Source organism: Pseudonocardia lutea (genome assembly GCF_042658055.1).
Classification (GTDB): domain Bacteria; phylum Actinomycetota; class Actinomycetes; order Mycobacteriales; family Pseudonocardiaceae; genus Pseudonocardia; species Pseudonocardia lutea.
Genome location: NZ_JBHSQK010000035.1, coordinates 112,345 through 136,181, shown reverse-complemented (window position 1 = coordinate 136,181; position 23,837 = coordinate 112,345). Strand labels below are relative to the sequence as shown.

The 23,837-nt window shown below is 74.6% G+C and carries 23 protein-coding genes; 9 read left to right on the top strand and 14 right to left on the bottom strand.

The window, feature by feature from the left end; genetic code table 11:
- Window positions 1–9: 9 nt before the first annotated feature.
- Together ACFQH9_RS15470 and ACFQH9_RS15465 are read left to right on the top strand one after the other, a co-directional pair.
- Window positions 10–1,089, top strand: a complete 1,080-nt coding sequence (locus tag ACFQH9_RS15470; RefSeq protein ID WP_379566798.1) for a DUF3616 domain-containing protein — start codon at window positions 10–12, stop codon at window positions 1,087–1,089.
- Between the two features lie 189 nt (window positions 1,090–1,278).
- Complete coding sequence (locus ACFQH9_RS15465) at window positions 1,279–2,082, top strand: VldE C-terminal domain-containing protein (protein ID WP_379566797.1); 804 nt, start codon at window positions 1,279–1,281, stop codon at window positions 2,080–2,082.
- Between the two features lie 41 nt (window positions 2,083–2,123).
- Here the strand turns inward: ACFQH9_RS15465 and ACFQH9_RS15460 are convergent, their stop codons facing one another.
- Window positions 2,124–2,591, bottom strand: coding sequence for a hypothetical protein (locus tag ACFQH9_RS15460; RefSeq protein ID WP_379566796.1), 468 nt, complete (start codon window positions 2,589–2,591; stop codon window positions 2,124–2,126).
- A gap of 125 nt (window positions 2,592–2,716) precedes the next feature.
- On the opposite strand from ACFQH9_RS15460, the gene ACFQH9_RS15455 reads away from it, so the two are divergent.
- Together ACFQH9_RS15455 and ACFQH9_RS15450 are read left to right on the top strand one after the other, a co-directional pair.
- On the top strand, window positions 2,717–3,751 hold the full coding sequence (locus ACFQH9_RS15455; protein ID WP_379566795.1) for a 6-phosphofructokinase: 1,035 nt from the start codon (window positions 2,717–2,719) through the stop codon (window positions 3,749–3,751).
- Between the two features lie 136 nt (window positions 3,752–3,887).
- Complete coding sequence (locus tag ACFQH9_RS15450) at window positions 3,888–4,319, top strand: hypothetical protein (RefSeq protein WP_379566794.1); 432 nt, start codon at window positions 3,888–3,890, stop codon at window positions 4,317–4,319.
- A 141-nt stretch (window positions 4,320–4,460) separates the two neighbouring features.
- On the opposite strand, the gene ACFQH9_RS15445 is transcribed toward ACFQH9_RS15450, so the two are convergent.
- From ACFQH9_RS15445 to ACFQH9_RS15410, 8 genes are all read right to left on the bottom strand, one after another.
- Window positions 4,461–5,423 carry an AIR synthase related protein gene (locus ACFQH9_RS15445; protein ID WP_379566793.1) on the bottom strand — a complete coding sequence of 321 codons (963 nt, stop codon included), beginning with the start codon at window positions 5,421–5,423 and terminating at the stop codon, window positions 4,461–4,463.
- Complete coding sequence (locus ACFQH9_RS15440) at window positions 5,420–6,013, bottom strand: helix-turn-helix domain-containing protein (protein WP_379566792.1); 594 nt, start codon at window positions 6,011–6,013, stop codon at window positions 5,420–5,422. Before ACFQH9_RS15440 ends, ACFQH9_RS15445 begins: the two co-directional genes overlap by 4 nt.
- Before the next feature lie 143 nt (window positions 6,014–6,156).
- Window positions 6,157–6,492, bottom strand: a complete 336-nt coding sequence (locus ACFQH9_RS15435; RefSeq protein ID WP_379566791.1) for a glycerol dehydratase reactivase beta/small subunit family protein — start codon at window positions 6,490–6,492, stop codon at window positions 6,157–6,159.
- A complete protein-coding gene (locus tag ACFQH9_RS15430) occupies window positions 6,489–8,333 on the bottom strand; it encodes a diol dehydratase reactivase subunit alpha (protein ID WP_379566790.1) in 1,845 nt (614 codons plus the stop codon). Before ACFQH9_RS15430 ends, ACFQH9_RS15435 begins: the two co-directional genes overlap by 4 nt.
- Window positions 8,330–8,920, bottom strand: a complete 591-nt coding sequence (locus tag ACFQH9_RS15425; protein ID WP_379566789.1) for a propanediol/glycerol family dehydratase medium subunit — start codon at window positions 8,918–8,920, stop codon at window positions 8,330–8,332. Before ACFQH9_RS15425 ends, ACFQH9_RS15430 begins: the two co-directional genes overlap by 4 nt.
- On the bottom strand, window positions 8,920–10,614 hold the full coding sequence (locus tag ACFQH9_RS15420) for a propanediol/glycerol family dehydratase large subunit (RefSeq protein ID WP_379566788.1): 1,695 nt from the start codon (window positions 10,612–10,614) through the stop codon (window positions 8,920–8,922). The genes ACFQH9_RS15425 and ACFQH9_RS15420 overlap by 1 nt, the downstream gene beginning before the upstream one ends.
- Window positions 10,614–11,063, bottom strand: coding sequence for a diol dehydratase small subunit (locus ACFQH9_RS15415; protein ID WP_379566787.1), 450 nt, complete (start codon window positions 11,061–11,063; stop codon window positions 10,614–10,616). Before ACFQH9_RS15415 ends, ACFQH9_RS15420 begins: the two co-directional genes overlap by 1 nt.
- Before the next feature lie 157 nt (window positions 11,064–11,220).
- Window positions 11,221–11,976 (bottom strand): MIP/aquaporin family protein, encoded by a 756-nt coding sequence (locus ACFQH9_RS15410; RefSeq protein WP_379566786.1) that lies wholly within the window; start codon window positions 11,974–11,976, stop codon window positions 11,221–11,223.
- Between the two features lie 250 nt (window positions 11,977–12,226).
- On the opposite strand from ACFQH9_RS15410, the gene ACFQH9_RS15405 reads away from it, so the two are divergent.
- Window positions 12,227–12,631, top strand: coding sequence for a GlcG/HbpS family heme-binding protein (locus ACFQH9_RS15405; protein ID WP_379566785.1), 405 nt, complete (start codon window positions 12,227–12,229; stop codon window positions 12,629–12,631).
- Window positions 12,632–12,796: 165 nt separating this feature from the next.
- On the opposite strand, the gene ACFQH9_RS15400 is transcribed toward ACFQH9_RS15405, so the two are convergent.
- Window positions 12,797–13,570, bottom strand: coding sequence for a LuxR C-terminal-related transcriptional regulator (locus tag ACFQH9_RS15400; protein WP_379566784.1), 774 nt, complete (start codon window positions 13,568–13,570; stop codon window positions 12,797–12,799).
- Between the two features lie 175 nt (window positions 13,571–13,745).
- Between ACFQH9_RS15400 and ACFQH9_RS15395 the strand changes: the two genes are divergently transcribed.
- A complete protein-coding gene (locus ACFQH9_RS15395) occupies window positions 13,746–15,269 on the top strand; it encodes a helix-turn-helix domain-containing protein (RefSeq protein ID WP_379566783.1) in 1,524 nt (507 codons plus the stop codon).
- A gap of 27 nt (window positions 15,270–15,296) precedes the next feature.
- On the opposite strand, the gene ACFQH9_RS15390 is transcribed toward ACFQH9_RS15395, so the two are convergent.
- On the bottom strand, window positions 15,297–16,493 hold the full coding sequence (locus tag ACFQH9_RS15390) for an MSMEG_0565 family glycosyltransferase (protein ID WP_379566782.1): 1,197 nt from the start codon (window positions 16,491–16,493) through the stop codon (window positions 15,297–15,299).
- Between the two features lie 63 nt (window positions 16,494–16,556).
- Here ACFQH9_RS15390 and ACFQH9_RS15385 point away from each other — a divergent pair, with 63 nt between their 5' ends.
- The 3 genes from ACFQH9_RS15385 to ACFQH9_RS15375 all read left to right on the top strand — a co-directional run bounded on the left by ACFQH9_RS15385 (window position 16,557) and on the right by ACFQH9_RS15375 (window position 19,211).
- Window positions 16,557–17,747, top strand: coding sequence for an MSMEG_0568 family radical SAM protein (locus tag ACFQH9_RS15385; RefSeq protein WP_379566781.1), 1,191 nt, complete (start codon window positions 16,557–16,559; stop codon window positions 17,745–17,747).
- Between the two features lie 80 nt (window positions 17,748–17,827).
- The gene (locus ACFQH9_RS15380) at window positions 17,828–18,355 is read left to right on the top strand and encodes an MSMEG_0567/Sll0786 family nitrogen starvation N-acetyltransferase (protein ID WP_379566780.1); all 528 of its coding nucleotides are present in this window, start codon (window positions 17,828–17,830) and stop codon (window positions 18,353–18,355) included.
- Window positions 18,356–18,557: 202 nt separating this feature from the next.
- On the top strand, window positions 18,558–19,211 hold the full coding sequence (locus ACFQH9_RS15375; RefSeq protein WP_379566779.1) for a Clp protease N-terminal domain-containing protein: 654 nt from the start codon (window positions 18,558–18,560) through the stop codon (window positions 19,209–19,211).
- 118 nt (window positions 19,212–19,329) lie between these two features.
- Here the strand turns inward: ACFQH9_RS15375 and glmS are convergent, their stop codons facing one another.
- The 3 genes from glmS to ACFQH9_RS15360 all read right to left on the bottom strand — a co-directional run.
- On the bottom strand, window positions 19,330–21,168 hold the full coding sequence (gene glmS, locus ACFQH9_RS15370; RefSeq protein WP_379566778.1) for a glutamine--fructose-6-phosphate transaminase (isomerizing): 1,839 nt from the start codon (window positions 21,166–21,168) through the stop codon (window positions 19,330–19,332).
- Window positions 21,169–21,231: 63 nt separating this feature from the next.
- Window positions 21,232–21,537, bottom strand: a complete 306-nt coding sequence (locus ACFQH9_RS15365; protein ID WP_379566777.1) for a hypothetical protein — start codon at window positions 21,535–21,537, stop codon at window positions 21,232–21,234.
- A gap of 210 nt (window positions 21,538–21,747) precedes the next feature.
- A partial coding sequence (locus ACFQH9_RS15360; protein WP_379566776.1) for an ABC transporter ATP-binding protein occupies window positions 21,748–23,837 on the bottom strand: 2,090 nt, incomplete at its 5' end.

The following is a 23,837-nucleotide window of genomic DNA, read 5'->3' as shown; positions in this document are numbered from 1 at the left end:
AACTGGTGGATGGGCGACGGTCTCCTCCGGCTCGAACGACAGGTCGAGCTCCGGTTCGCGGGCGACACCGTCCGCACGGGCAACCACGTGAACCTCTCGGCCGTGCACGTCGAGGGGTCCACCGTCTGGCTCGCCGGCGACGAGACCGCGACGGTCGAGCGGCTCGAGCTCGATCCCGCGCTCGCCGTCGCCGGCAAGCCGGTGAGCTTCCCGCTCGCCGAGCTGGTCCGGCTGCCCGGGCCGCCGGAGCAGGAGGCGGACGTCGAGGGTCTCGCCCGCGGCGGCGGGTTCCTCTGGGTCGTCGGCTCGCACAGCCTCAAGCGCCGGCGGGTCAAGCCCGACCACGACGCGGCCCGCGCGCTGAAACGCCTGGCGAAGGTCCGCCGCGAGGAGAACCGGTACGTCCTCGCGCGGCTGGCCGTCGAGGCCTACACCGAGGGGCCGCCCGAGCTCGTGCTGCGCACGGCCGCGGGCGTCTGCTCGGCGCTCGTCGGCGCGCGGGGCGGCGTCGGCCTGGCGGACCTGCTCGCCGACGACCCGCGGCTCGGCCCGTTCCTGCACATCCCGGGCAAGGACAACGGGTTCGACGTCGAGGGCCTGGCCGTGCACGGCGAGTCCGTCTACGTCGGCCTGCGGGGCCCGGTGCTGCGCGGCTGGGCGGTCGTGCTCGAGCTGCTCCCGCAACCGGACCCCGCGGACGACGGCCGGCTCCTCCTCGGCGCCTTCCCCGGCGGGGAGCGCTACCGCACCCACCTGCTCGACCTGGGCGGGCTCGGCGTGCGCGACCTGTGCCCGCACGGCGACGACCTGCTGGTCCTCGCCGGGCCGAGCATGGCACTCTCCGGGCCGGTGCGGCTCCACCGGTGGCGGGACGCGGCCACGTCGGACGCCCCGCTGCTCGTCCGCCGCGACCGCCTGCCGCTGCTCGGCGAGCTGCCGCACGGGCAGGGCGAGGACCACGCCGAGGGCATCGCGCTGCTGCCCGGAGCGGGGCCGCCGCGGCTGCTGGTGGTGCACGACAGCCCGGGACGGGACCGGCGGCCCACCCCGTCGTCGGTGCTCGCGGACGTCGTCGCGCTCGACGGGTGAGCCGACCGCTCGCCGCGCACGCGGGCACGCACATCTCACGGTGAGTCACCGACCCGCGATCCTTCGTGACCTCTCCGCTACATTCCTGGGCACGACGCGACGGCCCGGCTCCCCGACGGACCCGGAGACCCTCCGCCCGGTGCCCCTACACCGGCGGTCCGCCCGGGCCTCGCACCGAGAAGGCAGGACGTGTCGCGGCACCGCTCCCCCGCCGCGGGCGCGCCCGGTCGCGGGACGGTCGACGTACGCCGGCGGCTCGCGGCCACCGGCGCCGCGCCGCCCCGGACCCGTCGGCAGGCGCTGCGCCGCGGCACCACGGCCGGCGCCGTGTCCGGCGGCGCGCTGGCCGTGGTCGCGCCCGCGGCGTCGATGCTGGCGACCGGGCCCTCCGCCGCGGTGGAGTCGGCCGAGGTGGGCCTCGCCTCCTCCGACGTGGTCGACGACGAGCTGTTCGCCACGGACGGCGCCACCCTCGCCGCGAGCGTCCTCCCGGTCCGCCGCGAGGCCGACCCGCCGGGGCTCGCCGCGGCCGAGAACCTGCTGAAGTCCGCGGTGCTCAACGACGCCGCCCGCCGGGCCGAGGAGGAGCGGCTGGCCCGCGAGGCCCGCACGAACTGCGCGGTCGACCTGTCCGACCTCGGCGCGGTCAAGCCGTGGGTCCGCGACGCCGCCCGGTTCCTCTCCTGCCTCTACGACCAGCCGGACCTCATCGGCGTCGCCGGCCGCGGGCGAGTCTCCGACCACCCCACCGGCCGGGCCCTCGACCTCATGACCACCGGCGCCCACGGCGACCGCATCGCCGCCTGCGCCCTGGCCAACCGCGAGGCCCTCGGCGTCTCGTACGTGATCTGGGAGCAGCGGATCAACTACGGGGACGGCTGGGAGGCGATGGAGAACCGGGGCAACGCCACCGAGAACCACTTCGACCACGTGCACGTCTCGTTCGAGCAGGGCGCCGGCTCCGGCGATCCCGACCCCGACCTCTGCACCTGACCTCTTGATCCACCCGCCGGAGCCGTCGAAGGCCCGCGTGTTCAGTTCGCGCTGTCCGGGGTGGCGGCGTGGTGCGGGTGCCCGTGGGTGCGCCGGCCCTGCTTCATCTCGGCCTCGAAGACGTGTCGCTTACCGTCCATGAGGTCGTTGCGCATCTCGCGTTCGGTGCCCTTGAGCGGCTCGTAGTAGTTGTCGTCGAAGTCCTCGACGATCTGGAAGCTCCAGCGCCCCTGCAGGACGTTGCGCCCGACGAGCTCGCGCTGGATCCGGTCGGCCCACTCCTCCTGGCCGCAGGCGCGGAGCTTGTCCACGACGTCGTCGAGCATGGCGTCGGCCCCGCCGAGGAGCTGGTGGAACTCGTACAGCGCGCCCCGGGCCCGCTCGATCCGCTCGAGCATCTCGGAGAACTTGCCGGCGGCCTCGACCAGCTCGTCGGAGGCGCCCTCGGGGCGGGCGTGGGTCTCGTCCACGGACAGGTCGGCGGGCGCGGCCTCGTTCGTCGTGCTCATGCCCGTCGGTACCCGGGCTTTCCCGCGCCGAACCCCGGCGCCGGCGCGTGGGCCCGACCGACCGCCGTCCTGTGACGGCGGTAACATGCCGCGGGTTCTGCATCGATGGAGAACGGAGGCGCGCGATGCGTGTCGGGGTCCTGACCGGCGGGGGCGACTGTCCCGGCCTCAACGCCGTGCTGCGGGCGATCGTCCGCAAGGGCGCGGCCGCGTACGGGCACGAGTTCGTCGGCTTCCGGGACGGCTGGCGGGGGGTGCTGGAGGGCGGTGACGAGTGGGCCCGGCCGCTCGGCGTGCCGGACGTCCGCGGCCTGCTCCCCCGGGGCGGCACGATCCTCGGCTCCTCGCGCACCAACCCGTTCGCGATCGAGGACGGCGTCGCCCGGATCCGCGGCACCCTCGAGGCGCAGGGCGTCGACGCGCTGATCGCGATCGGCGGCGAGGACACCCTCGGGGTCGCGACCAAGCTGCACGACGACGGGGTGCGGGTCGTCGGCGTGCCCAAGACGATCGACAACGACCTGGGCGGCACCGACTACACGTTCGGCTTCGACACGGCGGTCTCCATCGCCATGGAGGCCATCGACCGCCTGCACACCACGGCCGAGTCGCACCACCGCGTGCTGATCGTCGAGGTCATGGGCCGGCACGCGGGCTGGATCGCGCTGCACGCGGGCATGGCCGGCGGGGCCAACGGCATCCTCATCCCCGAACAGCCCTTCGACATGGACCGCGTCGAGGCGTGGGTGGAGAGCCGCTTCCGGGACCGGTACGCGTCGATCATCGTCGTGTCCGAGGGCGCGATGCCGATCGGCGGCGCGGAGGTGCTGCAGAGCGCGCAGAAGGACGCCTTCGGCCACGCCCGGCTCGGCGGCGTCGGCGACTGGCTGGCGCACGAGATCGAGCGCCGCACCGGCAAGGAGGCGCGCACGACGGTGCTGGGGCACGTCCAGCGCGGTGGGACGCCCACGGCCCGGGACCGCTGGCTCGCCACCCGCTTCGGCCTGCACGCGATCGACGCGGTCGAGGCCGGGGAGTGGGGGATGATGACGGCGCTGCGGGGCACCGAGATCCGGATGGTCCCCCTGCTCGAGGCGACCAAGCAGCTCAAGACGGTCGACCCGGCGCTCTACGCCGAGGCGGAGGTGTTCTTCGGCTGACGTGGTCCTCGGCCGGGCTCTCCGACCGGGCGCCCCGCGGCTCCTTCATCCGGACGAAACAGTTCGGCAATCACCCGGTGCCGCGCGGGATCTAGAACTGGGGTGTCCCCAGCGCCCGCCGGATCGGAGGCCCGCCGTGCCCGAGCAGCCCGCACGTGAGCAGAGCGCCCTCCCGGCCCGGCTCGCCTGCCCCGCGGAGTGCCGGGCGGACCCCGCGCGCCGGGCCCACCACGACCGGCTGCTCGACGTCGAGACCGACCCGGACGCGCTCGTCGAGCTGTTCGAGACCGCGGTGACCTGGGCGGAGCTGGAGTACCCGGAGGAGACGACGATCCCGCCGGCGCGCTGGGTGGAGTTCGCGGAGCGGCACCGCTGGCAGGACCCGGAGCGCGCCCTGCGGATCTTCTCGCTGGCCGCCGACGCCGCGCTGCGCGGCGCCCGCACGGTCGCTCCCGTCGCCGCGTTGGGCCGGGCGGTGGGGATGGACGCGGGGATCGGGGCCGGGGACGGGATCTGCCCCACCCTCGCCCCCACCACCCCCTCCCGCCACCTCCGCGTCGCCCCCTGAGGCAGGCACGAAGTCCAGGTCCTGCTCACGAGAGCCCGGCGCCCGACTCGCGCCGCCAGAACTCCCGACTCGCGCCACCAGAACTCGCCTCGCGGGGCGACGCAGCCTTCGTCCGCGAGTCGGGGTTGGGCTCCGGTGAGATCAGCGGGGGAGGCCGGTGATCGCCGTGGTGCGGAGGTCCAGGACCTCCACCCGCTCGTCGCCCCGCGTCAACGCGAGCACCGCGGAGTCGTCGAGGGTCCCGACCACCCCGGCCGCGAGGTCCCGCCCGGCGAAGGCGGCGAGGCACTCCTCTTCCCGCCCGGCCGGGACGCACAGCAGGAACCCGAAGCTGGGGAAGCAGTTGAACCACCGCACCAGCGGCACCCCGGTGGGCGTGGGGACGGCGGCCACGTCGACCGTGACCCCCAGCCGGCCCGGCTCCAGCAGCATCGCGAGCGACCCCACGAGCCCGGCCATGCTGATGTCCTTCGCCGCCACGACCACGCCGTCCTCGGCGAGCCGGCCGAGCAGCCGGACGTCACCGGCGCTGCGCCGCCCGCGCGACTCGAAGGCGGGGAAGAAGGGGAAGTCCTCGCGCATCCGCCCGTCGAGCGCCGCGGCCACGACCAGGGACTGCCCCGGCGCCGCGCGGGTCACCGAGAGCGGCGCGGCCGTGGCCCCGACGGCGAAGGCGGAGATCGCCGGGTCGCCCTCGTGCAGCGTGAGGTGCCCGCCGACGATCGGGACGTCGTAGAGCTCCGCCGCCTCGCGCATCCCCGCCAGCGCCTTTCGCGCCAGCTCCTCCGATGCCACCACGGTGTCGACGATCCCGAGCGGGACCCCACCCATGGCCGCGACGTCGTTGACGTTCGTCAGCACGGCCGCGAACCCGGCGCCGTACGGGTCCGCGGCGACGAAGGGCGGGAACAGCGCCTCGCCGCACGCCACGACCGGACGGCCGTGCGCGGTGACGACCGCCCCGTCGTCGCCCGGGCCGCCCTGCCAGTCCGTGTCGCCCAGCACCTCGCCGACCAGCGCGATCTCGGCCTTGGCCGCGAGCCCCGGGTTGGCCAGGCAGGCCGCGGCGATCTCCGCGAGGGTCTCGGTCGCCGGGGCGCTCATCGCAGGACCACCCAGACCGCGCGCACCGGGACCTCGCCGGCGTTGCGCCAGGAGTGCCCCCGGTCCGTGGGGTAGTGCAGTACGTCCCCGGCCTCCACCTCGTACGTCTCCCCCGCGACCTCGACCGACAGCGTGCCCTCCCGGACCAGCACCAGCTCCTCGCCCGGGCGGCGCGGCCTGGTGTCGCCGCTCTCGCCCCCCGGTTCGACCACGACCTCCACCGCCGCGGCCCGCAGCGCGTCGGTGGGCGCGGCGAGCCCCTCCACCGCCACGCCGAGCGCTCCGGGCGCCCAGTCGCGCGGGGCGGGCAGCCGCTCCGTCGCCCGCACGTGCACCGCGACCGGCGGCTCGAGCCCGGTGTCGTCGACGAACGCCGACACCGGCTGCCCCAGCGCCCCGGCCAGCTTCAGCAGCGTGGTGATCGTGGGGACCATGTCGCCGCGCTCGACCTTGTGCACCGCCGCGGCCGAGACGTCCGCCCGGACCGCGAGCTGCTGCAACGACAGCCCGAGCCGGGTGCGGGCAGCGCGTACCTTCGGGCCGATCGCGTCGACGATGGGCTCCCAGGTCGCGGGGCTCGGCCGGCTCACGTTGACCATCCTAGACGGCGTCCACCTATGGTGAACACCCACAGCACCGCCGAGCCCATGATCGCCGCGTGCGACCGGGAACCGACGATTCCGATCGGTTCCCGGTCGCACGCGGCGATCTTCGAGTGGCTCGCCGGGGGCGGCTAGGAGAGGGGCAGGACCTTCACGATCCGGGCGGCGGTGCGGCCCGCGGTGCGCAGGTCGGGGCGCGGGGAGCCCGCCTCGACCCGGTGCACCGGGGCCTCCGGCGGCAGCGACGCGTGGTGCACCACCACCCCACCGGCCCCGTCGATCCCGATCCCGGTCTCCAGCGGGGAGTCGAGCGCGGCGGCGTGGGCGAGCGCGAGCACGTCCGCCTCGCGGACCTGCTCCACCCGGGTCGGCACGCCCTCCTCCTCCGCCCCCGCGCACACCTCCCGCAGCACCGCCGGGTCCGGGGACCCGCCGTGCCGCAGGACGATCGCGGGCTTCTCGGTCACGACCCCGCCACGTACGCGTCGACCAGCCCCGAGGCCACCGCGTTGCGCGGCCCCTCGCTCCCGTGGACGTTCCCGATCCCGCAGACCACGCCGTACCCGGCCAGGGCGTCGGCGATGAGGTCGGGGATCTCGAAGTCCAGCGCCGAGCCGCCGAGCAGCACCACGAAGTCGAGCATCCGCAGGCTGCCGCCGGGCGCGACCTGCCTGAGCGCCCGCACGGCGTTGACCGCGAACACCTTCCGCTTGGCCTCCCGGCGCACGCGCCGCACGTGGTCGACCGAGTGCCGGGTCGCGACGGGCGCGGGGCCCTCGGGCGTCATCGTGACGACCCGCGCGAACACGTGCGAGGGCAGCGGCTCGGCGAAGAACTGCACCGTCCCGTCCTCGTGCCGGACGTGGAAGAAGCTCTCCACCTTCGCCAGCGGGTACCGCTTGACGGCCTCCGCCTGCTCCCGGTCGTCGAGCGCGAGCTCGGAGCCGATCAGCTTGGTGACCAGCTCCCCCGCCCCGGCGACGTGCACGGCCGAGCTGACGCCGTCGCGGTCGAGCAGCGCCGCGTCGGTGGACCCGCCGCCGAGGTCGAGCACCGCGATCGGGACCGCCGTGCCCGGCGTGGTCAGCGCGCCGCGGACCGCCATCTCGCCCTCGACACCACCGATCTCGGCCCGGCAGCCCAGCGCGGCGGCGACCTCGTCGGCCACCACCTGCATCCGGCTGCGGCTGGTGCGCACCATCGCCGCCAGCGCGACGGCGTTCTCCGGCGCCACCTCGCCGGCCAGCCCGCCCCGGACCTCCTTGGGCACGAAGGTGTCGACGGCGAGCACGTCCCGGATCCGGATCTCGGCCGCCGGCTGCCCGGTCACGTCCGTCATGGTGTCGCGGACCTGCGCGAGCATCCCTCCGACGTGCGTGCCGGCCTCGCCGGTCGCGTCGTCGAGCGGCTGCACCCGGCCGAGCACCTCCATGATCGCCTCGGCGCCGGCGTCGACGTCGATCTGCAGGGTCTTGCCCGCCCCGGTGAGGGTGAGCGTGCCGACCGGGATCCGCCGGTCGGTCACGTCACCGCTGGGGGTCCGGACGACGACGGCGGACCGGTTCCCGGTCAGCGCCCGCGCCACCGGCGAGACCTGCTTGGTCTGGTCGGGGTCGAGCTCGAACACCGACGCCAGACCGTAGGAGTCCGAGAGCGTGCGGATGGTGCGGCCGGGCGGCGCGACCTCCACCGCCGCCCGCATCCCGAGCGGCACCTTCTCCACCGCGCCGACCTCGTCGACGACCGGGATCGGCGCGCGCAGCCGGTTGACGACCAGCACGGCGTCGTCGTGCGCCAGGACCGCGGCCACGATCTCCAGGCCGCGGTCCGTGGCCGCGTCGAGCTCCGTCGCGACGTCGTCGAAGTCCCAGCCCGGCCCGACGACCGCGATCGTCGGGCCGGACGCGCCGGACAGCGCGTCGATCGCCACCGTGGTGCCGACCCCGAGCCCCTCCCCGCCCGGTGTGGCGGGGTTGTGCCCGATCATCGTCGACTCGGTGATGATCGTCTCGGAGATCGTCTCCATGGCCAGCCCGGAGATGACGGGCGTGGCCTCGTTGAGCAGGACGGTCGCGACCTCGGACTCGGTGCGGCCGGCCCGGTCGAGTGCGCGCCGGACCGCCGACACCGCGCCGTCGGTGTTGTCCGGCGTGCCCTTGACCCCGGTGGTGTGCGTGAGGGCCGTGCCCAGGTACTCCACGGAGCCCCCGGACACGGCGGCCACGCACGCCTCCGTCGTCGAGTTGCCGATGTCGACGCCGACGACGAGCTTCGTGCCCGGCGCCGTCCGGCCGGCTCGCGAGCTCACCGGCGTGAGATCACCGGCTCGACCTCCACCGGCTTGCGTCCCGCCACGATGCACTCGTACTCCTTGAGGTGCAGCAGCGCGGCCTTGGCCTGCCACCGGGGCCGGGCCATCTGGTCGTTGCGGGTGGGCACCGGCGCCGGGGACTCGCCCTTGGCGTACTGGGCCGCGTTGGACCCGATCCGGCGGAACACCTCCGCGTCGAGCAGCGGCGACTGCGGGAACAGCTCCAGGTTCGACAGCCGCGGCAGGTCCCGCTGGTGGATCATCGCCGTGCCCCGGGAGAGCAGGCCGATCGAGATGCCGGAGCCGGACAGCCGCGCCCCGGTGTGCGCGACGGCCGCGAGGTCCGCGGTGTCCCACACCTTGATCACCCGCGCGTGCACGCCCTGCTCCTCGATGCCGGCCAGGATCTGCCGGATCACCTCGGCGTGCGGGACGTCGACGATGGTCTTGGTGAACGGGTCGGAGAAGGCCGGCGAGACGGCGACGACGACCTCGTCGGGCCGGGACGCCCGCTTGGCCGGACCGACCTCGTTCAGCGTGAGCGTGCGCTCGGCCTGTGTCGACGCTGTGGTGGGCGCGGACATCACGACACCTCCGTCTCGGGGTTCTCGGCGCTCGTCACGTGGCGCAGCTTCTTGAGCTGCTCCCACCGCTCGCCCTGCAGGCGGTAGCCGGAGCCCGGGCCGCCGTAGTCGTTGGCGTCGTTGATCGCCGAGAGGGGCACGAAGTCCTCGGTGAGGATCGCCGAGGTCTGCAGCAGGTCGCCGGAGACGCGCTGGCGCAGCACCGTCAGCAGGTTCTCGGCCACGTCGTGGAAGCCGCTGCGCTCGAGCGCCTTGACCAGGTCGAGGCCGGTGACCCCGCGGTCCATGACCGACTGCGCGCCCTTGAGGTCCTCGAGCACGTCCCGCTCGGGGTAGTCGCCGCTGCCGTTGGCGTAGACGGCCGCCTCGACCTCCTCGTCGGTGATCCGCGGCAGGTCGAGCTCGGCGAACACGGCCTGCAGCGCGCGGGCCGCCTTCTCCCGGACCTGCAGGATCTCCGGCTCCCGGACGTGCCGCAGACCGCCGTCGACCTGCAGGTCGCGCTGGATTGTGTTCCAGTCGTCGAAGTCCTCGGTGTCGAGGTTCGAGCCCGCGAACATGTTGTCCGCGTTGGGGACCGCCGAGTAGCCCGAGCACACGAAGTCCGTGCCCGGCAGCATCTGCGGCAGCAGGCGCGCGGTGCGCCGCATGGCCGAGTGCGAGAAGGACTGGTCGTTGCCGGAGGCGCACTCCAGGTCCATCCAGCTGGCCACCAGGTTCTCGGCGGCCACCGCGCGGATCCCGCCGGGGACCGCACCGGGGACGCCGATGCAGGAGATGGAGCCGTTCTGCAGGCCCTGCACGCCGGCGCCCTTGGCCATGAGGATGCACCGGATCTCCAGGTACAGCATGGACCGCCCCTCGGCGTTGCCCATCTGCACCTCCGAGCCGGTGCCCGAGGTGAACCGCATCTTGATCCCGCGCGAGGCGTACGCGCTGGCCAGGAAGGCCTTGGACCAGGGGGTGTCGTCGCCGTCGACGAACACGGACTCGGTGCCGTAGACCGAGATCGTCTCGGCGTAGGCGGTGATGCCGCGCATGCCGAGCTCGAGCTCGGTGGCCTCCTCCAGGGCGCACTGGGTGAGCACGCCGCCCCGGCCGACCTGGCCACCGACCTGCAGCGCGATCGCCACGAGCGGGGCGTAGCGGACCACGCCGAGGGTGGTCTCCAGCTCGGCGAACCCGCGCAGCGCGCCCTCGGCCGCGTCGGCCGCGACCTGGATCGGGTTGTCCTTGGCGCTCGTGGAGTGCGCCTGGTTGGCGGGCGTGCGGCGGGCCCGCATCTTCTGCATCGCCATCATGATCTCGACGACGTTCATCAGCTTGACGACGTCGAGGATCTTCGCCGGGGTGAGCCCGCGCCCGATCCGGGTCAGCTCGTCCCGCGAGGCCCGCGGGTCGACGAGCGCCCGCGCGATCTCGACGGACGGGATCGCGTTGACCTCCTCCGCCGTCTCCACGTCGATCGCGTGGTCGGCGATGAAGGTGTCCATGAAGTCGAAGTCGGCGCGGGCGCGCCCGTCGAGCTCGACGATCCGCCCGTCCTCGACCCGCACGCTCGGCGCCGGGTCGAAGTCCGACTCCATGGCGACGAGGCCCTTCTCGGGCCACTCCTCCACGAACCCGTCGAGGTTGACGGGCCGGTCCTCCAGAACCTCGGTCCGCTTGGACCGGCGGTTCTCCGTCGTCGTCATCAGTCCTCCTCCTCGCGGGCCAGCAGGTCGCGGCGCTCGTAGACCTCGGCGGCCTCACGGACCAGGGCACCGCACACGGTGGCCTGGTACTTGCTCTCCAGGTTCTCGGCGATCTGCAGCAGCTGCGCCTTGCTCGAGGCGCGCGGGCGCAGCGCGTTGTACATCGCCAGGACCTCGGCGTCGGGTACCGCGGTGAGCTCGGCCGCGCGCCGGAAGTTCGCGGCGAGCTGCCGGCGGTGCACCGACTCGGCGAGGGTGGCCTGCAGCTGGAGCGTCTCGGGGGCGATCCGCAGGTCGTCGGCGACGATCTCGCCGGCGACGACGGCGTTCATCGTCAGCGCGGAGATCGGCTTGCCGGTCGGGGTGCGCAGCAGGTCCTGACGGTTGACCGAGAGCGGGTAGTCGGCGGCCCCGAGGTCGGGGCCGGACCCGGTAGCTGGAGCGGACACGCGCATCACCTCTCGTCGTTCGCCGGGACGCGGGCCGCGGGGCACGGTCGACCGACCGCGGCACCCGCGCCGCCCACCCACCGTTGCGCAGGTGCGCAGGTAGCGGGAACCCCTCCGCGCACCGGGCACCCGAACGGCGCCTCTCCTGCCGGTGAGGTCACGAGACACCCGCGCTGAGCAGGCCCGCGAGCACCGCGCCGAGGAGCGGGCCGACGATCGGCACCCAGGCGTAGCCCCACTCGGCGCTGCCCTTGCCCCTGATCGGCAGCAGGGCGTAGGCCAGCCGGGGGCCCAGGTCGCGGGCCGGGTTGATCGCGTAGCCCGTGGGCCCGCCGAGCGAACAGCCGATGCCGATGACGACGAAGGCGACCGCCGCGTACCCCAGCGCGCCGTTGCCGAACTGGGGCACCCCCGCGCCGTCGGGCGCCTGGGCCGCCGGGTTGCTGAGGATCCAGAAGACGAGCACAAAGGTCGCGACGACCTCGGTGACGACGTTCCAGCCGGACCGCGCGACGACGGGGCCGGTGCAGAAGATCCCTCGGGTGTCGCGGTTGCCCTCGGCGTCCTCCTCGACGTTCTTGTCGAAGTTCGCCTTGTAGGCGAGCCAGCCGACGCAGGCGCCGACGAACGCGCCCACGAGCTGCCCGACCAGGTAGAAGGGGACCATCGACCACGGCGTCGAGCCGGCCACCGCGAGGCCGATCGTCACCGCCGGGTTCAGGTGCGCCCCGGAGGGCTCGGCGATGCTCGCGCCCGCGAAGACGGCGAAGCCCCAGCCGAAGGTGATCATCAGCCAACCGCCGCCCGTGCCGAGCGTCGGGCGCAGCACCACGTTGGCCACCACGCCGACACCCAGGAGGATGAGCACCGCCGTGCCCAGGCCCTCCCACAAGATGATCGATCCCGCTGTCATGCGGACCTCCCTGTCCCGGCCGCCCTGCGCGGCCCGGCGATACGGTCCACAGTGCTGGCCGGGTGACGGAAGAGGTTGAGGCGCAACGGCCGACGAAGTCTCACCCTCAGCGGGGGTTCCTCCTCACCGCGCGGCGAGGGGGAACCTGACCCAAGGCGGAGCTGTCGGCGGCGGCGCCCGTCCGGTTGGCTGGAGGGGCCCCGCCGGAGCGGCGGGGCCGCGGTACGAGAGCGCGAGAGAGGACCCGACGATGAGTGGTGGCCTGACCTACGCCGAGGCGCAGAAGGCGATCGAGGCCGGCCTGGCGAAGGCCGACGAGATCGGCCAGCCGATGAACATCGCCGTCGTCGACGCGGGCGGCCACCTGCTGGCCTTCGCCCGCCAGGACGGCGCGATCCGGGCGAGCATCGACATCTCCCAGCGCAAGGCGCGCACGTCGATCCTGATGAACCTGCCCACGGGCGACCTCCTCCCGCTCGTGCAGCCCGGCCAGGAGCTCTACGGCCTCGAGCAGCTCTCCGGCGGCATGGTCGCCTTCGGCGGCGGCCTCCCGGTGCACCGCAACGGCGAGCTGGTCGGCGCGGTCGGGGTGAGCGCGGGATCGGTGGACCAGGACACCCAGGTGGCGCAGGCCGCGGTCGACGCGCTCACCTGACGCACCACGGATCCCCGACGCCGCGTTCGAGCCCTCCTGCGCGCGTCAGGGAACCACGATGCGCTCACGAGGCACGAGCTCGGGCGTCACGGATCCGGAGTGCGGCCCGGCCGCGCACGTGCGTCACGCGGCCGGCGGCCCGTCGGCACGCCGGCCGCGTGGGTCCTAGACGATCCCCTGACGGGTCGCGGTGTAGACGATCTCCGTGCGGCGGCGGACGTCGAGCTTGTCCCGCAGGTTCCGGACGTGGAACTTCACGGTCGCCTCGCTGATCACCAGCTCGGTGGCGATCTCCCGGTTGGACATGCCCGTGGCCAGCAGCTTGAGCACCTGGTTCTCGCGCTCGGTGAGCAGCGGGCCGCGCGGGGCGGACGGCGCCGCGGGCTCCCGCGGGTCGCGCAGCGCGTCCATCATCATCGTGGTGATCCGCGAGTCGAACACCGCGTCGCCGCGCAGCAGGGTGCGGACGGCGGCCACGATGTCCGCGGTGTCGGCGCCCTTGCGCAGGTAGCCGTGCACCCCGAGGCGGACGGTGCGGAGCATCGTCTCGCGGTCGCGGCAGGCCGTCAGCACGAGGATCCGGGTGCCCCGGTGGCGCTGCAGCAGCGCACGGGCCACGTCGATGCCGGCCGAGTCCCCGCGGCCGAGGTCCACGTCGAGGAGCACGACGTCCGGGCGCAGCCGGTCCGCCGCGACGAGCGCGTCGCGCGGGGTGGCGGCCTCGCCGACGATGCGCAGGTCGGGCTCGGCGGCGAACAGCTGGCGCAGGCCGAGGCGGACGATGCCCTCGCCGTCGACGACCAGGATCCGGCCGGTGCGGACGGTGGCGAACGGGGAGTCCCCGCGGCCGGTGTCCGAGGCCCCGGCGACCGTGGGGATGCGCGTGGGCTGGGCCGGGCGCGCGTCGAGGACCCTGATATCGGCGAGTTCTGCGGTCATCGCTGAGCCTTTCGAACGTCGACGGGTCGTTGTCGCGGCGACGGTAAGGTGAGTCACGTTGCCCGTTCGTTGCACGCTCACGCTGCCCGCTCGGACAGGCGCAACCTCGCCTTGCTGATCCGGGTGGGGGTGAACGATGATGGGTGCCGGAAGCACGCGGACAGTCGGGGAGCCGATGCCAGTCGACGGGGTGGTCGAGCGCGAGCCTGGGTCCGGTCTGTCCGCCTCCCCGTCGCGCCCCGCCCACGCCATCGACGAGCTGTTCGAGGCGGTGCTCGACGACACGGGGGACGCGACCGTCCGCCGGCTGGTCTCCGAGTCGTGGGAGCGCAGCCTCGCCGCCGCGATCGACCCCGCCACGGCGCTGCCCCCGTTCCGGTTCGACCCGTCCGAGAGCGCCGCCCGGCTGGCCGCGCACCCGCTGCACAACGTCATGCCGCTGCTGCGCAGCAACCTCGTCAGCATCGCCGAGGAGGCGATGCACGTCGTCGTGGTCACGGACGAGCAGGGCATCGTGCTGTGGCGCGAGGGCGCCAACGCGGTCCTGCGGCCCGCGGACCGGGTGGGCCTGGTGGAGGGTTCCTGCTGGTCGGAGGAGGCCATCGGGACCAACGCGATGGGCACGACCCTCGCCGTCGGCCAGCCCGTGCAGATCCACTCCACCGAGCACCTCGTGCGGGCCGTGCACGCGTGGACGTGCGTGGCCGCGCCCGTCCGGGACCCGGACACCGGCCGGATCGTCGGGGCCATCGACATCACCGGCCCGCGGCGCACGATCCACCCCGCCATGCTCGCGCTGGTCGGGGCCACCGCACAGCTCGCCGAGAACCAGATGCGGATGCAGCTGGCGATCGCGGACGAGCGGCTCCGGGCGCGCAACCAGCCGCACCTGCTGAGCCTGCGCGGCACCCCCGGGGCCCTGGTCACGCCCACCGGCCGGATCATCGCCGGCGAGCCGTTCGGCGAGTGGCCCGAGCGCGTGGACCTGGAGCAGATCGCCGCCGGGGCCGACCGGGTCCGGCTGGCCGACGGGCGGGAGATGCACGTCGAGCCGCTGGCCGAGGGTTACCTGCTGCGCGCTGCCCGGCGCCGCGGCCGCGCCACCACCGTCGAGGCGCCCCGGCACGCGCTGTCGTTGCGGTTCCTCGGCGACGGCAGCCCCACCGTGGTGCTCGACGGCGAGAGCCACGCGCTCACCCTGCGCCCGGCCGAGATCCTCACCGCGCTCGCGCTGCATCCCGAGGGTCTCACCGCCGAGCGGCTCGCCTTCCTCCTCTACGGCGAGGACGGCAACCAGACCACCGTCCGCGGCGAGATCCACCGGCTGCGGGCGCTGATCGGCACGGACGTGCTCAAGACCCGCCCGTACCGGCTCGACGCGGTGGTCGACACGGACTTCGGCACGGTCCGCCGGGCGCTGCGCGACGGCCGGATCGGCGACGCGCTGCGGGCCTGCGCGGGACCGCTGCTCCCCCGGTCCGACGCGCCGGAGGTCCGCGGGGCCCGGGACGAGCTGGAGGTCGGGCTGCGCCGGGCCGTCCTGGAGTCGGACGACGTCGAGCTCGTCCACGCCTACGCCACGCACCGCCTGGGCCGGGACGACCTCGAGGCGCACGAGCTGCTCGTCGACATGCTGCCCGCCGGGGACCCGCGGCGTGCGGTCGCCGAGTCCCGGGCCGCGCGCCTGCTGGCGGAGTAGCGCCGACCGAGCGAGCGGCGCGTCCGCTCAGCAGGTGTGCGCGAGGGCGCCGTTCGTGCGGGTGAGCTCCGCGTAGATCCCGGCGTGGACCTCCGCCGAGCGCTCCCAGGTGAACCGCCCCGCCGTGCGCCGACCTTCCGCGGCGAGTGACGTCCGCAGGTCCGGCTCCGTGATCACCCGTCGCAACGCGCCGGCCAGGGCCTCCTCGTCGCCGACGGCCGGCAGGAGCGCGTCGACCCCGTCCGTGAGGTGTTCGCGGAAGACGGGCAGATCGCTCGCGACGACCGGCAGCCCGAGCGCCATCGCCTCGATCGCGACGAGCCCGAAGCCCTCGGCGGTCGACGGGTAGCAGAGTGCTCCGCCGTCCGCGGCGGCGGCGTACCACCCGGCCAACTCGGCGTCCGTGAGCGTGCCGAGCTCGACCACGTCCCGGCCGAGCTCCAGCCCCAGCTCCGGCAGCTCCGCGAGCGCGGCCTCGCGGTACGGCGCGAAGTCCTGGAACGAGTGCCCGCCGACGACGGCCAGCACCGGGTCGAGCCCCTCGCGGCGCAGCCTGCCGAGCGCGCGGAAGGCGTGCACCGTGCCCTTGCGCGGCTCGATCCCACCCACCGCGAGCAGGAGGGGACGCCCGTCGGTCCGCCGCGGCACGGGCGCCGGGTCCGCGAACCGGCGCCGGTCCACGCCGTTGGGCACGGCCGTCGTGGCGACCCCGAAGTCCCGGGCGAGGAGGGCGCGCCACTGCTCCGACACCACGAGCACCCGGTCCGGTTCGGTGATCGCGCGCCGCTGGCACTCCACGAGGACCGGGGTGGTGAAGTCGTCGACGTGGTGGGCGGTGCGCAGTACGGCCACGGGGGCGCCGGTGCGGGCGCGCGCCTCGAGGGCGGCGCGGGCGGCGATGCAGTCCTGCGCGTGCAGGAGGTCGAACTCCCCGATGCGCGCGGCCAGCGCGGCCGCCAGCCGCTCGATGCCGTCGAGGGTCCGCTCGGTGAGCGTGGTCCCCTCGCGCCGTGGCCCCGGCACGATCGCGTGCGGCAGGTCGACGGACCGGTAGAGCCCCTTCGTCGGGTCGCCGAGCGCGAACAGGTGCACCGGCAGGCCGCTGCGGTGCAGCGCCTCCCCCAGCCCCAGCGTGTGGACGTGCCCGCCGCGCGGCGACGTCGAGTGGGTCAGCAGGGCGACCCGCGTGACCCCGGACCCACTCGCGTTGACGATGTTGCGCACGCGTCCACCATAGTGGATTCTCTGATGGGAGACGACCGTGTCCGATAGTGGAGGAGCTCACGCATGACCGTGACCGACGAGCGCAGCCCCGGCGAGGTCGTCGAGGCCCCCACGGGCGACACGGCCGCGCTGATCATGGAGCTGCAGAGTGTCGGGCTGCGGGTCGAGACCGAGCTGGAGACCTCCCGCAGGGGCGGCGCCGGCCCGTCGGACTCCGGGATGCTGTGGATCGAGGGCGTCCCCGTCACCGTCCCGCCGAGCACCACCTCCCCCTACTCCCTGCGCGCCGAGGACGAGGGTCAGGGGATCTACCGGGACGGCGTGAAGGTCGCGTCGGCCTCCGGGACACGGCGCCCGCGCTTCTACGACCTCGAGACCGCCGACGGGATCCCGTACCACCGGATCGCGCTGCTGCACCTCGACTCGCTCGCGTCGACCGTGGTGCAGGCGTGCAACTACTGGGGCAACTCCGACCAGTGCGGGTTCTGCGGCATCGGCGTGTCGCTCGCGGCCGGCGCGACGATCGCGAAGAAGACACCCGAGATGCTGGCCGAGGTCGCCGTCGCCGCCCGGGACCTCGACGGCGCCGTCGACGCCACGCTGACCACCGGCTCGTCGGTCGCGCCCGACCGCGGTGCGCTGTACGTCGCGCGCTGCGGGCAGGCGGTGAAGGAGGCCGCGGGCCTGCCCGTGGAGGTGCAGTTCGAGCCACCACGCTCGCTCGACGTGCTGCACGAGGTGCACGACACGGGAGTCGACTCGGTCGGCATCCACGTCGAGTCGTTCGACCCGGCCGTGCTGGCCCGCGTGGCGCCCGGCAAGTTCCGCACCGGCGTCGACACCTACTTCCGCACCTGGGAGCGGGCGGTGCAGCTGTTCGGCGAGGGCCGGGTGTCCACCTACGTGATCCTCGGCATGGGCGAGGACCCGGACCTGACCGTGGAGATGTGCCGGCGCGCGGTCGACATCGGCGTCTACCCCTTCGTCGTGCCGCTGCGGCCGGTCGCGGGCTCGCTCATGGCGGACGTGCCGGCGCCGGCCCGCGAGTACACCGAGCCGATCTACCGCAAGGTCGCCGGGTTCCTCGCCGAACGCGGGCTGGGTGCCGACACCGCCGTGGCCGGGTGCGCGCGCTGCCAGGCCTGCTCCTCGCTCAACCTGGTCCAGCAGTCGGGCGGGGCGACGCCGTGCGGCTCCGGCGGGGCCGGCGCCGGTGCGCCGCTGCTGCAGATCGGGAAGCGCCCGGGCGCGTGACGGCGGTGCTGCCCGTGCGGGTCGCGGGCCCGTCCGGCCCGACGTCGGGTCGTGTGGCGCGGCCGGCCCGGATCCGGCCCGTGCGGCCGGTCAACGTGCTGGTCGGCGTCGATCCCGTCGTGTGCCGACCGGCCGCGGACCCGGCGGCGCGGGCCGCGCACCACGCGATCCGGCACGCGGTGTTCGTGGAGGAGCAGGGCGTGTTCGCCGACTCCGACCTCGATCCGCGCGACGCCGGTGGCCCCCGTGACACCGGGGTCGTCCACGTCCTGGCCACCCACCTCGGCCGCCCGGCCGGCACGGTCCGCCTCTACCCGACCGGCCGCCCCGGCGAGTGGATCGGCGACCGCCTCGCCGTCCTCCCCGAGTTCCGCTCCGCCGCGATCGGCGGCCCGCTCGTCCGCTTCGCCGTCGAGACCGCCGCGGCGCGCGACGGGGTCCTGATGCGCGCCCACGTCCAACTGCCCAACGAGCGCTTCTTCCACCGGCTCGGCTGGACCACCGACGGGCCGGCCGAGACGTACGTCGGCCACCCGCACCTCCCGATGAGCATCGCCCTCTCCGGCCCGACGACGCCCTGGCTCGCGGGACCGGGGCGGGTGGCCTGAGGCCGTCGCGCGGCGGGCGGGCTCGACCGCGAGCCGGCGTGCGGCGGCGCACCTGCCGACCATGATCGCCACCGTGGACCGCTGGTTGCCGGATGTGGCGGGGTTCGGTCACGAACGACGATCATCAGTCTCGCCTCGATCTCGCCCTCCTCCACAGGCGGGGGTTATAAGTGGGGTTATAACCCCACCCAGGGAGCACCCCGTGCCGAAGATCAACGTCTATCTGCCCGACGACCTGGCCGCCGCCGTGAAGGAGGCCGGCATCCCGGTGTCGTCGGTGTGCCAGCAGGCCCTGGCGGAGGCGGTCGCGGCGGCCGGTGGCGCTCCCCCTGCCGGAGGAGCGGACATGACCGGAACGCCGGGCTGGAACAGGTTCACCGCACGGGCGCGGACCGCGGTGCGGGCCGCGCTGCAGGAGGACCGGCCGAGCACGGTCGACCTGCTCGCGGCGGTCGTCGAGGAGGGCGGGAACCTCGCGCTGACGGTGCTGGCGACCCTCGACGTCGAGCCGCCGGACGTGCTCGCCGAGGCCCGCGGGCTCGGCGAGGGCACCGACCTGGCGGCCGCGCTCGAACGGGCCACGACCGAGGCGCTGCGGCTGGAGCACAACTACATCGGCTGCGAGCACCTGCTGCTCGGGCTGGCCGCCGGGCCGGAGGACGACGCCGTCGTCCGGGCACTGCTGTCCACGGGTGCCGATCTCGAGAAGCTCCGCCTCGCGGTGGGCTCCGCGGTCGCGGGCGTGGCGTTCACACGGAGCCAGCAGGCGGCGTCGGGACTGTCCGCGCCGGTGCGGACGATCCTCGAGGACATCCGCGCGCGCCTGACCCGCCTGGAGCGCGGCACCGCCTCCTGAGCCTCGCGCGGCCGACGCGCATGATCACTGCTTGCGACCGGCCCGCCGTCACAATCGTCGGCAATCGGTCGCGAGCGGTGATCACGAGCTCGCCGGACAGCAGTGCGAGGGACAGCTGCTACTCCACCGTCACGGACTTCGCGAGGTTGCGCGGGCGGTCGACGTCGCGCTCCAGCGCCACCGCGGCGTGGTAGGCGAGGAGCTGGAGCGGAACCGACATCAGGATCGAGTCGAGCTCGGGCTCGCTGCGCGGTAGCACGACGGTGCGGTCCGCGAGATCGGCGGGGAGCTCGCGGTGCGCCAGCGCGATCACCGGCCCCTTGCGGGCACGGATCTCGGCGAGCGTCGAGACGTTCTTCTCGTACAGGTCGTCGTCCGGCACGCAGGCGACGGTGGGCAGCTCCGGGCTGACCAGGGCGAGCGGGCCGTGCTTGAGCTCGGCGCTGGCGTAGGCCTCCGCGTGGACGTAGGAGACCTCCTTGAGCTTCTGCGCGCCCTCCTTGGCCACCGGCCAGCCGCGCCGGCGGCCGATGAACAGCACGCTGTGGTGCTGCGCGACCTCACGGGCGACCGCCTCGATCGTGCCGGTGCGCTTCTCGGTGTCGAGGATCTCCTCGATCTGGCCGGGCAGGGCGACGAGGCCGTCGAGGATCCGGCGGCCCTCGGTCGGCGCGAGGTCGCGCATGCGGCCCAGGTGCACGGCGAGCAGCGCGAACGCCACGACCGTCGAGGTGAAGGACTTGGTCGCCGCGACCGACATCTCCGGGCCGGCGTGGATGTAGATGCCGCCGTCGACCTGGCGCGCGATCGTCGACCCGACGACGTTGACGATGCCGATCACCCGGCCGCCCTTGCGCTGCAGCTCCTGCACCGCGGCGAGGGTGTCGACGGTCTCGCCGGACTGGCTGACCGCGACGTACAGGGTGTCCGGCTCGACGACCGGGTTGCGGTACCGGAACTCCGACGCCGACTCCGACGTCGCGGGCATCCGGGCCAGGTCCTCGATCAGCTGGGCGCCGAGGTCGCCGGCATAGCAGGCGGAGCCGCAGCCGAGGATCTTGACGCGGCGGAACTCGCGCGCCTCGCGCACGGTCAGGTTGAGCCCGCCGAGGTGCGCGGTGTTGAAGCGCTCGTCGATGCGCCCGCGGATCGCCCGCTCGATCGAGCGCGGCTGCTCGCCGATCTCCTTGACCAGGAAGTGCGCGTGGTCGCCGATCTCGGCGCCGACGACGTCCCAGTCCACCTCCGACGGGGTCTTGGCGGTGGAGCGGGCGTCGAGGGTGAAGGTCCGGTAGCCGCCGGCGGTGATGGTGGCGAGCTCGCCGTCGTCGAGGTAGACGACCTGGCGGGTGTGCCCGACCAGCGCCGCGACGTCGCTCGCGACGAACATCTCCTTCTCGCCGATGCCGAGCAGCACCGGCGAGCCGTTGCGGGCGACGACGATCCGGTCGGGGTGCTCGGTGTCCACGACGGCGATCCCGTACGCGCCGACGGCCTGGCGCAGCGCGATGCAGACGGCCTGCTCGAGGTCCTCCGCCCCGCCGGTCGCGAAGGCCGCGGCGACGAGGTGCGCGACGGTCTCGGTGTCCGTCTGCGAGACGAACTCGACGCCGTCGGCCTGCAGCTTCGCGCGCAGCTCCTCGGCGTTCTCGATGATCCCGTTGTGCACCACGGCGATCCGGTTCGCGGTGTCGACGTGCGGGTGCGCGTTCACGACGGAGGGCTCACCGTGCGTGGCCCAGCGGGTGTGCCCGATGCCCGGGGCGCCCTTGAACCGCGCGGGCAGCTCCGCCTGCAGGTCGGCGACCCGGCCGCTGACCTTGCGCACCTTCAGCTGGCCGCGCTGGATCACGGCGATGCCGGCCGAGTCGTAGCCGCGGTACTCGAGCCGGTTGAGGCCCTCGATCAGGATGGGGGCGGCGTCCTGCGCGCCCACGTACCCCACGATGCCGCACATCGGTGTTCCTCCTCGCTTCTCGCCGGCGCTGCTCGGTGCTGGTGCTCGCTCCGCGAGCTCCGCTCAGCCGTACACCAGCCGCCGGAGCTGACGCGCGGACAGCGGCGGGGGCGCCACGCGTCGCGCGTCGAGCTCGTCCCGGATCACGGTGAAGATCCGGTCGTTGCGGAGCCCGCGGGTGCGGAGCTCGGCGTGCCGCCGCCGCACGAAGTCCTCGGTCGGCTCCGCGAAGTAGGCGAGCACCTCGTCGACGACGCGGGCGGCCTCGCCCGGGTCGAGCGCGGTGCTGCGGACCAGGTGGGCCACCAGGTCCGGGTGCGGGCCGGCGTACGCATCGGGGTGCGTCGAGCGGTCCGGGGCGGCGTGCACGGACGGAACTGTGCCCGATCGACCCCGGAACTCCAAATTCCTGCCCGATTTCGGGCAAGAAACGAGGGGAATGCGTACGGACGGCGTAGCAGGGCTCACCCACAGTGGGAATCGGACGGCGAGGGGCCGCCCGTTACGCCCGACGCGCCCGCGCCCGGGCACCCCGGTCGAGGGGCGCGTTCGGGCGAGCGGGCGGTCCGGCAGAGCGCGTCAGGCCGAGCGGGCGGCCGAGAGGTCCTCGATCTCCGCGTCGGCCGCGGGCTCCAGCTCCCCCGCGCGCCACAGCGCGGCGTACCGACCGTCGGCCGCGAGCAGCTCGGCGTGCGGCCCCTCCTCGACGATCCGGCCGCCGTGCAGCACGACGATCCGGTCCGACGCCGCCGCGGTGGCCAGCCGGTGCGCCACGACGAACGCGGTGCGGCGCGCGGTCAGCCGGTCGCCCGCCGCGAGCACGGCAGCCTCGGTGGCCGGGTCGAGCGCCGCGGTGGCCTCGTCGAAGATCAGCAGGTCCGGGTCGACGAGCTCGGCGCGGGCGAGCGCGACGAGCTGGCGCTGCCCCGCGGACAGCCCCTGCCCGCGCTCGCCCACCGGGGTCCGGAAGCCGCCGGGCAGGGCCCGGATCATCTCCAGCGCCCCGACGGCCCGCGCCGCAGCCTCGGTCTCCGCCTGCGTCGCGTCGGGGCGGCCGTAGGCGATGTTGGCCGCGACGTCCCCGGTGAACAGGTGCGGCTCCTGCGGCACGAACCCGAGCCGGCGGCGGTAGCCCTCGAGCGGGTAGCGCCGCACGTCGACGCCGTCGACCAGCAGCTCGCCCTCGCCGACGTCGTAGAACCGGGCGAGCAGCTTCACCATCGTGGACTTGCCCGCGCCCGTGGCCCCGACCAGCGCGACCGTCTCGCCGGGGCGCACGCGCAGGTCCACGTCGGCGAGCGCCGGCTGCTCCACGCCCGGGTAGCGGAAGGTGATCCCGCGCAGCTCCACCTCGCCGCGCAGCCGCTCCGGGACCGCGGCCGCCGCGGACTCCGGCGCGGCCGGCACCGAGGTCGGGGTGCGCAGCAGGTCCGCGATCCGCAGCAGCCCGATGCGGGCCTGCTGGTAGCCGTCGAACACCTGGGACAGCTGCTGCACCGGCGAGAAGAACAGGCCGAGGTAGAGCAGGAACGCGGTGAGCACGCCGGGCGTGAGGTCGCCCGCGGCCACCCGCGCGGCGCCGACGCCGAGCACCGCCGCCTGGGCGACGTCCGACAGGAAGGCGACGCCCGGGAAGTAGGTCGCGATGTAGCGCTGCGCCCGCATGCGGGTGCGCCGGTAGGCGTCGCTGCGGGCGCCGAACGCCTCCGCGCTGCGCTCCTCGCGGACGAACGCCTGCGCCACCCGCACCCCGGTGACGTTCTCCTGCATGTCCGCGTTCACCACGCTGACCCGTTCGCGCGCCTCCGCGTACGCCCGCGAGGACAGCCGCCGGAACACCACGGTGGCCACCGCCAGGACCGGCAGCACCGCGAGCGCCACCAGGGCGAGCTCCGCGTCCGTGACCAGCAGCGCGACGGCGACGCCGAGCAGGGTGAGCAGGCTGACGACGGCCTGGGCGAGCCCGGTCTGCAGGAACGTCGACAGGGCGTCGACGTCCGTGGTCATCCGGGTCATGATCCGCCCGGAGAGCTCGCGCTCGTAGTAGTCCAGCCCGAGCCGCTGCAGGTGGGCGTAGCTGCGGGTGCGCAGCAGGTAGAGCAGGCTCTCCCCGGCGCGCGCGGTGACCACGGTCTGCGCGGCCACCACCAGCGCGTCGGCCAGCACGATCCCGATCCCGATCAGGGTCGCGACCAGCAGGACCCGCGTGGACCCCGCCGTGATCCCGCCGTCGACGGCGAACCGGGCGACCGACGGGAAGGCCAGCGTGGCCAGCGCGTCGAGCGCGACGAGGGACATCCCGAGGGCGAGGGTCCACCGGACGGGCGCGAGCAGGCGGGCGAGCCGGAAGCCCGGGTCCGGCGCGGTGGGGTCGACCCCGCCGAGCCGCGGCGTCTCGGTGGCGGGTTTCAGCTTCGCGACGGCCTCGAGCAGCTCCGGGGTCGCGGCGATCCCGCCGACCATGCCGGAGGTGCCGGGACCGGTGCGCGGCGGCGCACCGCCGCCGGGAGCCNGGGGCGGGGGGGGGGGCGCCCCCCCCCCGCCGGGAGCCGTGCCCGCCTGCGCCGCCGCGGCCCGCACCGCCCGGTCCGACTCCGTCTCGGCGGTGGCGACCTCCGGCCACAGCCCGGGCGTGACGCCGCCGGCCGGCACGGCCACGGCCGGCGCGG

Excerpts from the sequence above, each read along its gene's own strand:
- ACFQH9_RS15455 (WP_379566795.1), top strand. The coding sequence starts at position 2,717 with ATGCGTGTCGGGGTCCTGACCGGCGGGGGCGACTGTCCCGGCCTCAAC.
- ACFQH9_RS15405 (WP_379566785.1), top strand. The coding sequence starts at position 12,227 with ATGAGTGGTGGCCTGACCTACGCCGAGGCGCAGAAGGCGATCGAGGCC.
- ACFQH9_RS15460 (WP_379566796.1), bottom strand. The coding sequence starts at position 2,591 with ATGAGCACGACGAACGAGGCCGCGCCCGCCGACCTGTCCGTGGACGAG.
- ACFQH9_RS15385 (WP_379566781.1), top strand. The coding sequence starts at position 16,557 with ATGACCGTGACCGACGAGCGCAGCCCCGGCGAGGTCGTCGAGGCCCCC.
- ACFQH9_RS15425 (WP_379566789.1), bottom strand. The coding sequence starts at position 8,920 with ATGTCCGCGCCCACCACAGCGTCGACACAGGCCGAGCGCACGCTCACG.
- ACFQH9_RS15420 (WP_379566788.1), bottom strand. The coding sequence starts at position 10,614 with ATGACGACGACGGAGAACCGCCGGTCCAAGCGGACCGAGGTTCTGGAG.
- ACFQH9_RS15445 (WP_379566793.1), bottom strand. The coding sequence starts at position 5,423 with ATGAGCGCCCCGGCGACCGAGACCCTCGCGGAGATCGCCGCGGCCTGC.
- ACFQH9_RS15395 (WP_379566783.1), top strand. The coding sequence starts at position 13,746 with ATGCCAGTCGACGGGGTGGTCGAGCGCGAGCCTGGGTCCGGTCTGTCC.
- glmS (WP_379566778.1), bottom strand. The coding sequence starts at position 21,168 with ATGTGCGGCATCGTGGGGTACGTGGGCGCGCAGGACGCCGCCCCCATC.
- ACFQH9_RS15470 (WP_379566798.1), top strand. The coding sequence starts at position 10 with ATGGGCGACGGTCTCCTCCGGCTCGAACGACAGGTCGAGCTCCGGTTC.
- ACFQH9_RS15410 (WP_379566786.1), bottom strand. The coding sequence starts at position 11,976 with ATGACAGCGGGATCGATCATCTTGTGGGAGGGCCTGGGCACGGCGGTG.
- ACFQH9_RS15400 (WP_379566784.1), bottom strand. The coding sequence starts at position 13,570 with ATGACCGCAGAACTCGCCGATATCAGGGTCCTCGACGCGCGCCCGGCC.